The 15,642-nt window shown below is 39.6% G+C and carries 13 protein-coding genes and 1 pseudogene; 10 read left to right on the forward strand and 4 right to left on the reverse strand.

What is annotated here, in order from left to right:
• Positions 1-501 precede the first annotated feature (501 nt).
• Both GQR55_RS20360 and GQR55_RS17955 read left to right on the forward strand, forming a co-directional pair.
• Entirely contained in the window at positions 502-4,374 is a 3,873-nt protein-coding gene (locus tag GQR55_RS20360; RefSeq protein WP_166421685.1) for a S8 family serine peptidase, read from the forward strand.
• Between the two features lie 275 nt (positions 4,375-4,649).
• A complete protein-coding gene (locus GQR55_RS17955) occupies positions 4,650-6,173 on the forward strand; it encodes a sensor domain-containing diguanylate cyclase (RefSeq protein ID WP_206012136.1) in 1,524 nt (507 codons plus the stop codon).
• A gap of 50 nt (positions 6,174-6,223) precedes the next feature.
• Here GQR55_RS17955 and GQR55_RS17960 read toward each other — a convergent pair whose 3' ends face one another.
• Positions 6,224-7,099 carry a LysR family transcriptional regulator gene (locus tag GQR55_RS17960; RefSeq protein ID WP_166421687.1) on the reverse strand — a complete coding sequence of 292 codons (876 nt, stop codon included), beginning with the start codon at positions 7,097-7,099 and terminating at the stop codon, positions 6,224-6,226.
• A 108-nt stretch (positions 7,100-7,207) separates the two neighbouring features.
• Here GQR55_RS17960 and GQR55_RS20245 point away from each other — a divergent pair, with 108 nt between their 5' ends.
• Together GQR55_RS20245 and GQR55_RS20250 are read left to right on the forward strand one after the other, a co-directional pair.
• Positions 7,208-7,453, forward strand: a complete 246-nt coding sequence (locus tag GQR55_RS20245; protein WP_240916907.1) for a hypothetical protein — start codon at positions 7,208-7,210, stop codon at positions 7,451-7,453.
• Between the two features lie 23 nt (positions 7,454-7,476).
• The gene (locus GQR55_RS20250; RefSeq protein ID WP_240916909.1) at positions 7,477-7,887 is read left to right on the forward strand and encodes a hypothetical protein; all 411 of its coding nucleotides are present in this window, start codon (positions 7,477-7,479) and stop codon (positions 7,885-7,887) included.
• 312 nt (positions 7,888-8,199) lie between these two features.
• Here GQR55_RS20250 and GQR55_RS20255 read toward each other — a convergent pair.
• A pseudogene (locus GQR55_RS20255) lies at positions 8,200-8,853 on the reverse strand (TonB-dependent receptor); the annotation flags it as partial.
• Positions 8,854-8,913: 60 nt separating this feature from the next.
• Complete coding sequence (locus GQR55_RS20260) at positions 8,914-10,134, reverse strand: TonB-dependent receptor plug domain-containing protein (protein ID WP_240916911.1); 1,221 nt, start codon at positions 10,132-10,134, stop codon at positions 8,914-8,916.
• Positions 10,135-10,273: 139 nt separating this feature from the next.
• Here GQR55_RS20260 and GQR55_RS17975 point away from each other — a divergent pair, with 139 nt between their 5' ends.
• From GQR55_RS17975 to GQR55_RS17990, 4 genes are read left to right on the forward strand one after another with little or no spacing between them, the layout of a single operon-like run.
• Positions 10,274-11,083 (forward strand): ABC transporter substrate-binding protein, encoded by an 810-nt coding sequence (locus GQR55_RS17975; protein ID WP_166421688.1) that lies wholly within the window; start codon positions 10,274-10,276, stop codon positions 11,081-11,083.
• Positions 11,080-12,132, forward strand: coding sequence for an iron ABC transporter permease (locus GQR55_RS17980; RefSeq protein ID WP_166421689.1), 1,053 nt, complete (start codon positions 11,080-11,082; stop codon positions 12,130-12,132). The genes GQR55_RS17975 and GQR55_RS17980 overlap by 4 nt, the downstream gene beginning before the upstream one ends.
• The gene (locus tag GQR55_RS17985) at positions 12,129-12,917 is read left to right on the forward strand and encodes a heme ABC transporter ATP-binding protein (RefSeq protein ID WP_166421690.1); all 789 of its coding nucleotides are present in this window, start codon (positions 12,129-12,131) and stop codon (positions 12,915-12,917) included. Before GQR55_RS17980 ends, GQR55_RS17985 begins: the two co-directional genes overlap by 4 nt.
• Complete coding sequence (locus GQR55_RS17990) at positions 12,914-13,633, forward strand: DUF2470 domain-containing protein (RefSeq protein ID WP_166421691.1); 720 nt, start codon at positions 12,914-12,916, stop codon at positions 13,631-13,633. The genes GQR55_RS17985 and GQR55_RS17990 overlap by 4 nt, the downstream gene beginning before the upstream one ends.
• Positions 13,634-13,699: 66 nt before the next feature.
• Here GQR55_RS17990 and GQR55_RS17995 read toward each other — a convergent pair whose 3' ends face one another.
• Positions 13,700-14,632, reverse strand: coding sequence for a ChaN family lipoprotein (locus tag GQR55_RS17995; RefSeq protein ID WP_166421692.1), 933 nt, complete (start codon positions 14,630-14,632; stop codon positions 13,700-13,702).
• A 234-nt stretch (positions 14,633-14,866) separates the two neighbouring features.
• Between GQR55_RS17995 and GQR55_RS18000 the strand changes: the two genes are divergently transcribed.
• Both GQR55_RS18000 and GQR55_RS18005 read left to right on the forward strand, forming a co-directional pair.
• Entirely contained in the window at positions 14,867-15,040 is a 174-nt protein-coding gene (locus tag GQR55_RS18000) for a hypothetical protein (protein ID WP_231615094.1), read from the forward strand.
• Positions 15,041-15,070: 30 nt separating this feature from the next.
• The gene (locus GQR55_RS18005; RefSeq protein WP_166421693.1) at positions 15,071-15,619 is read left to right on the forward strand and encodes a hypothetical protein; all 549 of its coding nucleotides are present in this window, start codon (positions 15,071-15,073) and stop codon (positions 15,617-15,619) included.
• Positions 15,620-15,642: the final 23 nt, after the last annotated feature.

Raw genomic sequence — 15,642 nt, forward strand, 5'->3', positions numbered from 1 at the left:
AAAACCCCTCATGAATTATTTACGGGGCAATCAGAAGTTCTGGTGGCTGCATAATGATTGCACTTAATACTTGAATTCAAGATGTAAATTGTTACATGCATTAGATTAAATCAAATATTAAAAATATGTATGTAAACGAATGTAAAGCTAAACTCATTCAATAAACACAAAGGTACTAACAATTAACTTTGCGTTGTTATCTATTTTAAAAACTGAAAAGCAATTAAAAACACATATAAATCAACAAATAAAAACATCATCGCAAGTAATGCTTATTTTTTTAACGTTTTTTCAAACCTATTTACTGCTTCACTTTTTCGCTGCGAAATTTACATTCACTATAAATCGCCACCAAAAACCAAATACACCATATTTACATTTAAATGACACATGTTATCTTTTGAATCTGCCTTATTTATTTTAATTTAGATCTACTTTAATTTTTTAAATAAATCATCAAAAACAATAATCACATGCGCACAAAAGCGCAAGGAGTATTCAGTGAAGACCCAAGTAGCATTAGCTGTTTCAGCAGCATTATTAACAGTATCACTAAGTTCTGTAGCCGGTGGAAATAGTATTCATCAACAAATAGCACTTTCAAAATCTGCAGTAGACAAAACTAAAACATCATCAACTTCATCTACCCGTATAACTAAAGTAGCAAAGAAAATTGTTGTTGAGCCTAGTTTAGCACCTGGCGAATATACTTATATTGTGCGCCTAGCAGACCTACCGTTAGCGACCTACGATGGCAGCGTTGTTGGCTTTGCCGCTACAAACCCTAAAATAGCTAAAAAAGAACTTTTTTCAAAGTTAGCTAACAGCAAAATGAGTTCACAAGAAGTACGTAATCAGCTGCGTTTAGATACTAAGTCTACAGATGCAGTTCAATACACCAACTACCTTGAAGATAAACAACAAAGCTTCCTTTCTCAAGCCCGCCTTTCATTAGGTAAGCAAGCAAACGTTGTATATAAATATAAAAATGCATTCAACGGTGTTGCGATGCGTTTAACTCAAGAGCAAGCTGTAAAATTAGCTACTTTAGATGGCGTTGAATATGTTGAACGTGAACGTATGGAAACAATGGATACTGATACTGGCCCTATCCATATTGGCGCTACTCAAGTATGGCAAGGCGAAGGCAATTCAGCCACTAACATGGGTGAAGGCGTTATTATTGGTGTAATTGATAGTGGTGTTAATACAGATCACGACTCATTTGCAGATATTGGTGGTGATGGCTACGACCATACTAACCCTTGGGGCGCAGGTAATTACGTAGGTGATTGTGCTGCTGATTTTGTTGAGCTATGTAACGACAAATTGATTGGTGTACGTTCATACGCAAGTGTTACTGATAACTACGATGATTTAGACGTATTCGGTCCTACACCGCCAGCTAAAAATGGTGAAGATTATGGCGGTCACGGTTCTCATACTGCAAGTACAGCAGGTGGTAATATTTTAAAAAATGTGCCGTTAATTTCTTTAGATAATGGTGTTTTAGAAAGCGACGGTATTGTTAATGAAGCGTTTTCGTTTGAGCAAATATCAGGGGTAGCACCGCATGCGAATATTGTTGCTTACCAAATTTGTAGCCCTGGCAATTCAAATTCTGACCCTGCTTTAAGCGATAAGTATACAGGTTGTCCTAGCGCAGCTATTGTTGCCGCTTTAGATGATGCTGTTGCAGATGGTGTCGATGTTTTAAATTACTCTATCAGTGGCGGCGGTAACCCTTGGGCTAGCTCTACAGAATTAGGCTTTCTAGCAGCACAAGAAGCTGGGATTTTTGCAGCTGTATCTGCTGGTAACGATGGCCCAGAAGCGTATACAACATCAAAAAATGCACCGTGGTATACCGTAGTTGGTGCTTCAACACATGGTCGAACACTAGATAGCTTTGTTACATTTAATGAAGAAAGTTTTGCATTCTCAAGTGGAAATGGACCTACACTCTCAGAAATCGTAACAGGCTCTCCTGTTACATCACTTTCAGTTGATGCAACTAACTTTGAGGGTTGTAATGCCTTTGCTGCTGATTCATTTAAAGATGCCGTTGCTGTAATTAGCCGTGGTGCATGTGCTTTTGCAGATAAAGTAAACAATGCAACCGCAGCAGGAGCAAGCGCTGTTATTGTTTACAATAATAAAGATGGTGATGCATCTCTTGGTATGTCTGGTTTAGAAGACACTACTATCCCAGCGGTTGGAATTTCTGAAAACTCAGGTAAAGCGTTATTAGAAGAATTAGCTTCAAATTCAGGCATGATGATCTCTATTGACCCAGCTATTACGCTAGTTATTGGTCAAGCTGACAATATGGCTGACTTCTCATCTCGTGGACCAAATAGTACGACTGCTGATATCATGACACCTTCAGTAACAGCACCAGGTGTATCAATTTATGCAGCTTACAATGACCAAGATTTTGGTAACGATATAAGTACTCCTGCTCCTGGTGATTTTGCCTTTTTACAAGGTACATCAATGTCGGCACCTCATACTTCAGGTGCTGGTGCAGTATTAAAATCCGCACATCCTACATGGACACCAGATAATATTCGTTCAGCATTAATGATGACGGCAACGACTGATGTACGTAAAGAAGATGGTGCAACGCCAGCAGACGTATTCGATATGGGCTCAGGTAGTATTCGCGTTAATTTAGCAACTAATACCGGTCTAATCATGGATGAAACGTTTGGTAACTACATGAAGGCAAACCCAGCAACGGGTGGCGTTCCTTTATCATTAAACATTCCATCAATGACAAATACACAATGTATTGATACGTGTACTTGGACTCGTACATTTACTGCAACTAAAGATGCTAACTGGACTGCAACGTCAGTATCAACATCTAACAATATGGCGTTAACTGTTTCACCAACTAGCTTTGATATTAAAGCGGGCGAAACGCAGACACTAACTGTAACTGCTGATGTAAGTGCATCTGCAGCAGATGTATGGAACTTTGGTAGCCTTGAACTAACTTCAGCCGGTTTACCAGATGCTCATTTGCCTATTTTAGTGCAAGTAGCTGAAAGCAACTTACCAGAAGCATTATCTGTAGCGGCATCTCGTTCAAGCGGTACTTACACATTTACTAATTTGATGTCTAAAAGTTTGAATAATATTGAAGTTGGTGTATTTGATAAAAGCACTGACTTAGTTGAACCACAAACAGTAGAAGTTGAAGATGAAGGTTTCGGCTTTATAGCACTTACTTTTAATGAAGTTGTACCAAATGTTGTGTTTAGCACTTCATCAGTAACAGCGCCGGATATCGACTTACGAGTTTTAGATGGCGAGTTTAAAAAGATTGGTAGCAGTGGTGGCCCTAACTCAAACGAGTCAGTTACTTTCCTGAATTTGCCAGCTGATACTTACTATATTGTAGCTGACAGTTATACTGCATCAGCACCAGGTGCAACGGATGAAGTGGTAATTAGTGCATCATCAATCTTAACAGATGAAGACTCTATGAGTAATACTGTTAGCGCTAGTGTTGCAGAGAGTAATGGTTCATTTGACTTAACAGTTAAATGGTCTGATAACGTAAGCAGCAGCTCATTACTATCACTAAAATCAGGTGATGACTCTACAGAAGTACAAATTCCGTTAACAGTATCGTTTGCTAATGATGAAGTAACTGAAGTGGTTTCTTCTGACTTAGAAACAGCGAGCCAAACTATGACTCCTGGAGTAGCTCAAGCTGTTAGCTTTGATATTGAACCAAACTTTACCAATTCAGATAAAGTTTATACATTAAAAGCAATGGTTACAGAAGGGCAAGAAATAGCAAATGCTGATAACGATGGTGTTATTACTGACAACATAGTTGAGTGGACTATTACTCGCGTAGCGGGTGAATCAACAAAAACAATGTCTGTAGGCTTTGATTTAATTCCTAGACAATCAGGAACTGATAAAGAGCTAGTATTAACTAATACGATTGACGGCAATGCAGTTGAATCTACTTATAACTTTGGCGTTATTGAAGTTGCTCCTGTAGCTTCTGTATCTGATGTATCAAGTGCAAGAGAAGGCACAACTGTAACTATGGATGCTTCTAGCTCTAGCGATGCCAATAATGATGAATTAACTTACTCTTGGAAACAGTTATCAGGAAGTACTGTTAGCTTAACGGGTACTGGCTCATCAATCACCTTCGAAGCACCAAAAGTATCTGCTGATGAAATAATTTCTTTCCAATTAGAAGTAAATGATGGAAATGGAAATTCAGACATGACAGTAGCAACCGCAAACATTACAAAAAATAAAGGTAGTAGTGGTTCATTTGGTTGGTTAATGGCCTTGCTTACACCGTTATTGTTCGTACGTCGTAGAAAAAATAATTCGTAAGATTAAATACGTATTATAAATAAAAACCATTAGCTTCATTTGAAGCTAATGGTTTTTTTATTATTTACTGGAGGACAAAAAATTACAACGCTGGGATTATTATTTATCAGTCCATACCGTAGCGATTAGTCGCAGAATCAAACAAACCACCTTAACTAAAAACACTTAAATGGGTATAATGCTTAACTTCGTATAATACGCGCTGAATATTGTGCTTTGGGATGCAAGCTTTGCTATATAAATTATTACCTGCTTTAAATTTAAGATTTCTTATATTGCTACTCGCACTCTCTGCAGCACTGAGTACATTGGTAGGGAGTTTTTATTCTACTTACCAGGTTCAAAAAGAGCAGTTAACATCATACACACTAAAAAGTAATTTAGCCTATGCACAAAAACTAGCCTCTGCTACTGATAACTTTTTAAAGTCTGCGCTTCAGCAGCTTGAATACTCAGCTAAAATTATTGAACAATCACCAAATAACTCCAAATTATTAAACGATGAAGCTATTCGTTTAAATCAGCAAACTGATAGTTTTAACTCTGTTGTGATTAATTTACATGGCGTAATTGCTGCTACGTCACCTCGTTTAAAAAGTATAATAGGCCAAAAAATACAATCCCCTGGTGCAATAGAAGCGTTAAAAGAAAAACGCCCATTAATTAGTGAGCCTTATTTATCGGCAGCCGATAATTTAATTGTTTTCATATCGCACCCGTTGTTTGATTTTGAAGGTAAGTATTTAGGTTATATTGGAGGCTCTCTTTATTTAAAAGAGAAAAATATTTTAAATGAGCTTCTAGAGCAGCATTACTATAAGGGTGGCTCATACCTTTTTGTTGTTAGCTCAAATAAGCGCATTTTATATCACCCAGAGCCTGCCAGAATCGGCAACGTAGTTACTAATAATCGTGTAATTGACGCAGTTACAAATGGCGAAATGGGTACTTCAACCGTTATTAATAGCCTAAATAAACCAATGCTCGCAGGCTATGCACCCGTTACTTTAGCTAATTGGGGAATAGTGGCGCAAAGACCATTAAAATCAACGCTATCTTCTCTTGATACATTAACTATTGAAGTGGTTAAACAAACAATACCAATGGCATTAGTCACGTTTATTTTTATTGGTTTATTTGCACACTTTATAGCAAGGCCACTAAAACGCTTAGCCGATAACGCAAATACACTCGACGATCCAAAAAGCTTAGAAAAACTTAAAAGTGTGAAGTCGTGGTATTTCGAAAGTCAAAAACTAAAATTAGCAATGTTGAGAGAAGTAACTTTATTACAAGCTAAAATTGGTGTGTTACGCCATGACTCACAAACAGATCCCTTAACAGATACGCATAACAGAAGAAGCTTAAACGGCTTACTTAACCAGCTTATGCTAAAGCAAACCCCGTTCGCTATATTAGAAATTGATATCGACTTTTTTAAGCGTGTTAACGATACTTTTGGGCATGACAAAGGTGACGAAACTTTAGTTTCGCTAACCAATATAATTAAAAAACTATCAAGAAGAGACGACATAGTATCGAGAATCGGCGGTGAAGAGTTTGTCCTTGTGTTACCTAATGAAGATAGCCAAAGCGCTTTTAAAATCGCAGAGCGCTTACGTAAAACAGTAGAATCAACAGAGATGGACACTATTGGCAACATCACTATCTCTATAGGTATTGCAACTTGGCCTGTGCATAATACTGATATTGCCCAAGTATATAAATGTGCCGATAAAGCGCTATACCATGCTAAAGAGCATGGCCGTAACCAATGCGTAGTGGCCGAAATTAGCTAACCACAGCTTAGTTAAGTAATACTCTGTATTACCTTAAATTGATAAATACTTTACAGAGAATACATGAGTTTATTAAGCCAGCCATCTGCTTTTGATGGCTTATAAATCATTACAATATCCTCACTGTAGTGACTGTTAACCCCCTTTACAGTTAATTTTGTAAACCCTAAATCGTCAATAACAAAGTTAGGTAAATACGCCAACGCCAAGCCACTTTGTACCACCTCTATTAATGCACTGTAATCGCTACATCTAAATACAATATTGCGCGGGGCAATTTCATCTTCCCAACCGTCGGAGCCAATACCTTGCTCTAGGCCGCACAGCGGCGAAAATAATGGGCAAGCAAAAGCTCCATGAAGTAGTTGGTTTTTATTGAGCGTTAATAAACCTTTTTGTACTAGCTGATGCGCAGCGGCCGCAGCCACACTAAATCCAGTATTAAATACATCAACCGCTACTAAATTAGTATGTGAGCTGTTATTTAATGCCTCGCGAGTAACTAGCGCAATATGTGCCGCCCCTGATGCTACTTGGCTTATGGCTTCACCTTCAAACACATTATTAATACGTACCGAGCAAGGCAGGTTGCTAAGTGGTGTAAGCAGCCTCTTTAAACCACTTTTAAGTAAAATTGCAGGACCAGCAATAACCGCATTAAATTTATGATTATCGCTTTTAAAACTACTGGTAAGCTGCTGGTAATTATGAACTAAATCGCTGCTATGCTTAACAAACTCTTTGCCTTTATCATTAAGTACTAAGGTTTTTCCCACACGATTAAACAGCTCTGTGGCTAAGTTTGCCTCAACCTTTTTTAGCGTTTTAGAAAGCGCCCCTGGGGTAATATTAAAATGCTTAGCGGTTGTATGCAGGTTTTGCGAACCCGCCATATGAATTACTTTTTCAATATCATCTAAATGCATAGCGCCAAACCGTATTGATTAAAAGGAAACAACTGATAACTTATTATCGATTATTTATACATAAAAATCAGCTTATAGTAGCGCCATATTTATTTTTTGGGTATTAACATGAAAAACATACTGTTATTTTTTATTTTATTTTCGAGATCGGTACTTGCAAACACACATCAACACAATTCACAAAGCACACACAAAGCCCACAGCTACGTAGGGTTTCATGGTATGGCACTTATCTTAGCTGGCGATAAAATACTTGCCAGCCACCTGCCTTTATACGCCCCTCCACACGACTACCAAATAGTGTATGAAGTAACTACAAATAACACCAACCTAAAAAAATCAAAAGTGTTTTAAAAAAAGCAGCAAACGAGCAAAGGTTGATCACCATTTTACCAGCCAAGTTTGACCTAAACTTATTAATAAATAAGAAGGCATCCACCTTAAACATAACCGTATTTAACGGCCATTTTGAACGCGGTGGCAAAGTGCTTTTTAATGCCACACTAACCTTTAAAAACCCGTTATATGTTGAGAAGGTCACGACAGATAAAGCACAAAAAAATGCATTTTCGTTAGTAAAGCTTACAGAGCAGCAAGGCTTGATAATTCATAAAATACAAAGTAAACCAAGTTATGACTCGTTAAGCTTAGTGCCACTGACTAAAGGTGAATATAATGGGGAGTTAAAGTGTAATACTGCAATTAATACAGCGCTTAAAAGTAAGCTAGAGGCATGTTTTAAAAGCGTACCAAGCTATCTAGAAACAAAAGATTTATCGGTTAATTAATTTATAAATAGCCAGCGCTTTTTAGCTTTAAAAGCACGGGTTTTATAAAGTGTTACTTCGCATTAAGTGTGTACAAATTTGCTTAAACATACTTGCCATTAAGTAATTTAACTTGAGTAAATATGTGACAAGTAAACGCTGCATTCCCATGCAGCGTTTATTGCCATTTGTTTAGCCCTAATTAAAACTGATAGCTTACCCTTGCTGAAAAGTTACGCCCTGATTGGCTGTATTGGCTAAAATCAGCACTTTGCGACTGGCCTGCAATTAGCTCAAAAGGTACATATTCTTTATCGAGCAAGTTAAGTACGCCTACATTAAGCTGCCATGCTTGCCACTCGTAGTTTGCGTATAAATCAACAATACCGTAGCCATGCCCTTGTGTAGTTTTATCGCCGTTTGTGATTGCGATTTAGCTAAACGCCATGCAGCGGTCCAGTTAATATTACCTAGCTCTGTACTTAACAATACTGAGCCGTTTAACGGGCTAATGCTGGTAAGTGGCTGATCGGTTTCTTTATTTTCACCATCAACGTAGGCTACGTTTGCCTCAAGCAGTATATTTTCAGCAACATACACGGCAATCCCTGCTTCAACGCCACTTATTTGTGTTTCGCTAATATTTTGATACTGATACAGCGTTTTGTTTACGCCAGGAATATATGTTGGCTCAACACCCACTACGGCAGTATCTATAAAGTCATCGTATGCTGCATAAAAAGCACTTACATTTACGCTAATATCGCTGCTTGCGTACTTAAGCCCAAGCTCAAATGAGTCGCTGCTTTCTGGGTCTAAATCGGCATTGGGTAATATTTGATAAAACGGTTCAACGCCGTGGCTTTGATAAGCTTGGTCGTGTGGTGGTATTTTAAAGCCTCGTACGTATTGCCCATACCACGATAAGTTATCATCCACTTGATATATAACACCTAGCTTAGGCGAAAAAGCCGATTCGGTAATATCATCAAGCTGCGCATCAGCGTAAAGTTCATCACTTTTAGCCTCTAGGGTGTAGTAATCATATCACACGCCTGCAATAACCGACCACGCACTGTTATTAAACGAAATACTGTCTTGTACATAAGCGCCAATTAAAGAGGTATCAGCACCCGGAAACGCTTTTTGTTTTTGGTCTGTAAAGTCAACCGTGCCATCAGCTAAAATACGCGTTTTTAAACGTGGGCGAGTGGTGTCGTATAAGTCGATATCAACTCCGTATACCACTTCGTGATCGGTGGTTTCTCCTTTAAGCCCTTTATTAAATACCGCTTTTAAACCTAAAATATTTTGCTCAAAGCGATAGTCGTTATAATCGGTGTAGGTGCTTGCGCCACTAATTTGATCGCTTTGCTGCTCGTAACTACTGTAAGACACTTGCCCATACCATTTATCAAACGCGGCTGTTGCTACCTCTGAATGATAATCTAGCGCCAGCGACCAATTAGTGTCGTCTTCTTCGGTTTCTTGAACGGCGGGAGTTATTACTTGCTCAATTGTTTGATTAAAGTAATCAAGGGTGTATTTAAGTGTGCGTTTTTCATCAAGCTGTTGCTCAAATTTAACTAATAAAGCATCCGACTTTGCATCGTAGCCGGGTAGGTTTTCGTCATAGTTTTGTACTTCCTCACTGTCGCGGTGGCTATAAACGGCGCTTACAGCAAAGTCGCCTAAGTCTTTTGCAGCGGTAATATCAGCGGCAATTTGGTTACTTTGGCCTTGATAACCTAGTGCCATTTTTACAAAGCTGCTGCTATCTTTTAAGTAATCGCTTGGATCTTTAGTGGTTATAACCACAATGCCGCCGAGTGCATCAGAGCCATATAAAGACGATGCAGCACCTTTGGCTACTTCTACTTGCTTTACGCCTGCTACATCAAAGTAATTACGGCCAACTAAATAACCCCCTCCGCCTGCATAGCCATCGTTGGTACGTCGGCCATCTTTTATAAATACAACACGGTTACCACCAACACCACGTACGGTAAGTGTTTGCGCGCCTGCACCACTGCCCGTGGTTGCAATACTTGAATCGTATTTAAACATGGTTTGTAAATCTACAGCTAACTGGCGCTCTATGTCTTGCTCGGTAATAACAGTAACTGAGCCTGTTACATCTTTAAGCTTTTGTTCAAAGCGCGAGCCACTCACAACAATATGATCGTCAATTATGTTTTCGGCAAATGCAGCGCCCGAGCCAAGTAGTAAGGTTGCTATAGCAGTAAATTTAAATGCAGAGGGATTCATTTCAACTACAAATGATAATAGTTATTATTTATGGCGAGGATGTTACAACTAAGTCAAATTAAGATCAATTAATTATGATAATCATTTTCATTTAGATTTGACTGGTTATAATAGCCGAAAAATAAAACCGGAGTGTGTAATGAAATACCTATTTATATTGTTTGCTTTAGTCGCTCAACCTGCACTTGCACAAGAGCGCGTTATTAGTGCTGGCGGCACCCTTACAGAAATAATTTATGCGCTAGGCAAGCAAAATACCCTTGTAGCGGTTGATCAATCGAGCATGTACCCGCAACAAGCTACGCAATTACTGCAGGTGGGTTATTACCGCGATTTAGCGGCAGAAGGCGTGCTTTCTATGCGCCCAACCACCTTATTAGCACTTGAAGGAGCAGGGCGAAGCCAAGCACTTACACAAATTGAGGCAACAGGGGTTAAGATAATTCATTATAAAAAGCCCACCTCAGTTAATGAGCTACTTGCGCTAATAAAACGCTTAGGTGACGATTTAAATGCCAAGCAAAAAGCACAGTCACTTATTACGCACATTACAAACTCATTACCTGTAAAAGCAAAAACGCAAACGCACAGTGCGCTATTTTTACTCTCAGCTAATGAGCGCGGGCTTGTTGCCGCAGGGCAAGAAACCGTCCCTAATTTATTATTTAGGTATGCGGGCATTACTAATATAGCCGCTACGCATTCAGGCTTTAAAGCAATTAACAGTGAAGTACTTGCTGTAAATCAGCCCGACTTTTTAGTTGCGCCAAAGCATGTAGTACAAAGCCTTGGTGGTAAACAAGCCTTTTGTAAACAAGCTCCGCTACGCTTATTAAAAGCCGCGCAAAGCTGTAACTTACTTGTAATGGATAGCCTACTTTCGCTTGGCATGTCGCCGCGTATTGCCACAGCAATTAATGAGCTTAACGAATATAAAACCCAATTATGAACACCCTAACATTGAGCCGCTTTACGCCAATAACACTTAGCCAAACCCATAAGTGGATGCTATTAGCCTCTGTGTGTATTTTTGCTTTGGCGCTACTAAGCATAGGGTATGGCCCTGCAGGATGGGACTGGCGTTTAGCCATTGCTTGGCTTGCGCCCGAGTATTTTAATCAGTTTGATGCACTGCAAATTAATGTAGTAATGCAAATACGCTTACCACGTTTTGTACTTGCTGTATTAGTAGGGCTGATACTTGCCCAAACAGGGGCGGCAACTCAAGCACTATGCCGCAACCCATTGGCCGACCCATCTATTATTGGCATTAGTGCCGGTGCGGCTATGGTTGCTGTGGCCTTTATAGCACTTAGCGCGCAGTTTAATTTTAACGCGCAGCTGTACTTACCTTATGCCTCGTTTTTAGGAGCGCTCGGTGTTACCTCGCTGGTATATTTTATTGCCAAGCAGCAAGGGCAAATTAATATCACCACACTTATATTAGTCGGGGTTGCTATTAACGCGTTAGCATTTGCGATTATTGGGTTATTGAGCTTTTTTGCCGACGACAGTGCATTGCGATTAATAAATTATTGGACCATGGGATCATTAGGCGGGGCAAGCTGGAGCACGATTATTCAAGCGGCGCCGTTACTGCTTATTAGCCTTATTGGCCTTTGGCGATTAAAAGAACCAATGAACTTACTCCTGATTGGCGAGTCACAAGCTCAGTACCTAGGAGTAGACACTAATAAACTTAAATTATATGTAATTATACTCGTTGCATTAGGAGTAGGTGCGGTTGTAGCGCTTACCGGTTTAATAGGGTTTGTTGGCTTGGTAGTCCCGCATATTGCTCGCTTAATGGTGGGGCCGCATTTACGTAATATGCTGCCGCTTTGTATGCTAATTGGCGTAGTGGTATTGCTACTTTCGGACTGGCTAGCACGCATTGTAATAATGCCAGCAGAGCTACCCATTGGCATTATTACCGCGCTATTGGGCGCGCCATTGTTTATTTACTTAATCGTTAAAAATAAGCGAGGTTGGTCATGATCACGTTTAATAATTTAAGTGTTGGCTTTGATAATCATAATGTTTTAAACACCATTAGCGGCAGTGCTAAAGCAGGGCAACTTGTCGCACTACTGGGTGAAAATGGCGCGGGTAAATCAACCTTACTGCATACCTTAGCAGGAATGCATTCCTTTACAGGCAGTGTACTTTTTAATACAAAGCCTTTAGCCTCACACGCTAAAAAACGCCTTGCAACACAACGCGCAGTCATGATGCAAGCTAACCACGTAGGGTTTGATTTTACTGTATTTGAGCTTATTGCAATGGGCCGCTACCCGTATGTAGAGTCATTAAAAATGCAAAGCGAAAAAGTACATAAATACGCCGCGATTATGGACTTAAGCCATTACTTAACTCGCCGCGTAAGTGCGCTTTCGGGCGGAGAGCAACAACGTGTTCATATGGCGCGTACTTTAGCGCAGCTTAATGCCTTTACACAATCGGCAGAGCCAAGACTAATGCTGCTCGACGAGCCTACATCAGCACTTGATATGCGCCACCAACATGCACTGCTCAGCTGCGTTAAAACCTTTGTAGAGCAGGGCAACAGCGCCATTATTGCAATACACGACCTAAATTTAGCCAGCCTTTATGCAACCGACGCTATTTTACTGCATAACAAAAAAGTGCTGCAAAGTGGGCCTATAAACACCGTATTAACTGAACAAAACTTACAACAAATGTACGCCATGAAACTGCACGTAAATCCTCATCCTTATAACGATGCACCCATGGTTTTTTCCCAACGTCAGGAGTTTTTATGAGAGAGCAAGCATTAAACGATGCACGCACCTTGGTTTACAAAACCAATGCCGGTGTCATGTCGACTATTTCTAATAATTTACGTGGCTACCCGTTTGGCTCGGTAACCCCCTATATGTGCGACGAACAAGGCCGACTATACTTTTTTATTAGCGATATAGCCCAGCACACTAAAAATCTAAAGCACGACTCTCGTATGAGCCTTACTATATTTGATGCCGCCGACTACGGCGACCAAAACGAGCACGGCCGAGTAACGCTAGTAGGCGATGGCTCTGTTGTGCCAAGTGAGCAAGCACACACTTTACTTAATAACTATATTGCCTTATACCCTGAAGCCGCTAGCTATCGCAACGCGCACGACTTTCAGTTATGGCAATTAGACGTAATACGTGTGCGCTACATTGGTGGCTTTGGAAAAATATTTTGGCTTGAGCAAAGCGAATGGCAAGACGAAGTAAAAAACTGGGACGAAAGCCAGCAGCAAAGCATGATAAGCCATATGAACGACGACCATCAAGATGCTATGTCACTCATATTAATGCAGCACTATAACGTAGCCGATAACACCCCAATAATGAGCGGCCTACTACCCACTGGCTTTTATATACAAAGCCAAAAGCGTAACTACTTTATTAACTTTAAAACCCAGTGCAACAGCCCGCTAGAGGTACGTAAAGCGCTGGTTGAGCTAACCAACCAAGCTCGAAGTAACTAAAATAAATACATGACGATGTAGTTAACCTGAGCTCTGGTTAAGAGATTTACTAACTATGTCGTTATTTTATAAGCAAGCTGTTTGCTCGCCTCGCTTGCCTAAAGCTTTAAAAGCCGCTTGTTGATGTTCTTTTTGCACATAACGAGGTGGCAAAGGGTTAACCTGCAACTGATATCCTGCTTGATTAGCTTGCACACTTGTTACCGGCGATATCCAGACAACATTTAACTCTGGCGCTAAACGCTTAATAACACGCGCTATACCCTCCCCATTTTTTACATGAAAATCGCCCGCAATATGCATTACCTGCGTATTTTTATGTGCTGTTATATAGTTAACAATAGACTCCCCCATGGTTTCATCCCATGTAACTTGTGCTGCAAAATAGTTTTCGTTTTGACTCGGTGAGCCGTGGTGCATTGACGCCATAAAACGTTGTTTATATTCACTGGGGGATGTATCAATAGTGGCTGCAATGTAGCTTTGCTGTGTTTCATCAAGTTTATTTAGGTAACTTATGCCTTGCCTGCCAACACACGTAACAATATTTTTAGGCGCATTTGCAGCGATTACATCGCTATTGTTCGTTTTTGCCAGCTCTACCAGCGCCCGATAATCGCTTTTGTAATTAGGCCATGCTTGGGTGTTATCAATTAAGTACTGCTCACCAATTTCACCCTTAACGAACTGGTTTAAAGTAAGCTGATCTGCGCGGCTAAATTGTTCAAGCGACAGGGCAGTGCGTTTATTACCTACACTTAATTGCTCAAATAACTCCGCCTGAAATAAATGTACGCCCGGATGTGTATGCCATTCACCCACTAAAACCACATCGGCATTTAATAGCTTGGGCTCTAATAATACAGAGCTAACAGGCTTTGCTTGTGTATTATAAAGTGCTGAGTAATATAACGATGAGCTTTTATCAGGCGGCACAGTGGTTGTACTACAACCACTCAAACCCGTAACTAACGCCAGAGTTAACATAGACTTTTTCATACACACCTTTTAAAATCCGTTAATACAAATAATTATCAATATCATATATCTGTAATGCGTATTAAGCCAGCCAAAAACAGTACAAAATAAATAAGCAAAGAAGAGCAAATAAGGCATTGTAGAGTGTAATTGATAGACAGTTATGAGCGAGAACCCGTCATTCAAAAGTTTTGATATCTGAAGTCAAGATTTGACCCTCGGCTTTTTTCTAAACAAAATACTGAAATTAGCCAAATGGCAAGGCGCTATAACGCAGGCGGTGCGGCTAATGATGGTGGCGGCTCTGGTGTTGTAAATATACATATAACTAGCCAAATCATTGTGCAAGGTGGTGCTAATGAGCAGACATCGCAAGCCGTTGGTCAGGACATTGCCCGCCAAGTTGTTAAGTGTTTGAGATTGGTGTAAAAAGGAGCTTTAAAAAGCGAGGGAATGTTTGTGATTAAGAAACTATTAGGTAATCTAATTTTTTGGTATGTCATTGCAGTTAGTGCAATTTTTGGTTTTGTTGGTCTTTTCTTTTTCAAGCGGTTTGGTTTTAATTTAAATGCCCCTATAAAAAACTGGGTTGATACAGCAAGTTACTTTAATGGAGTGTTAACCCCCCCTTTATTAGCCATAACCTCAATCTTGATTTTTTTAACTTGGCATACTAGTAAAAAGGAGCTTAAAACTAACCAATATATGTTGTCAGAACAATTAAAAAATCAAAAAGAGAAAGAAAGCTTTGCTCTGTTTATAGATCAAATTGAAAAATTAAATGATACCTTCATTAGGAAAAATAGGGTTATTGATATTTTCAAACTTGATTTGATTTTTGAAATAAACAATGAATATAAACAAGCTAGAAAGGAACAATCTGATGCAGACACACCTGATGACCTTTATGATTACATATCAAACCTTCAAGTATCTTTTCTTGAACTTTCCCCCTGTGTCAGGATAGTTGTCGCCTCAATTAATTTACAAATAAACAGGGCGCGGTAAGTTAAAGTAAGTGAATTATCAAA

This window comes from Pseudoalteromonas sp. Z1A8, from assembly GCF_011378855.1.
GTDB lineage: Bacteria > Pseudomonadota > Gammaproteobacteria > Enterobacterales > Alteromonadaceae > Pseudoalteromonas.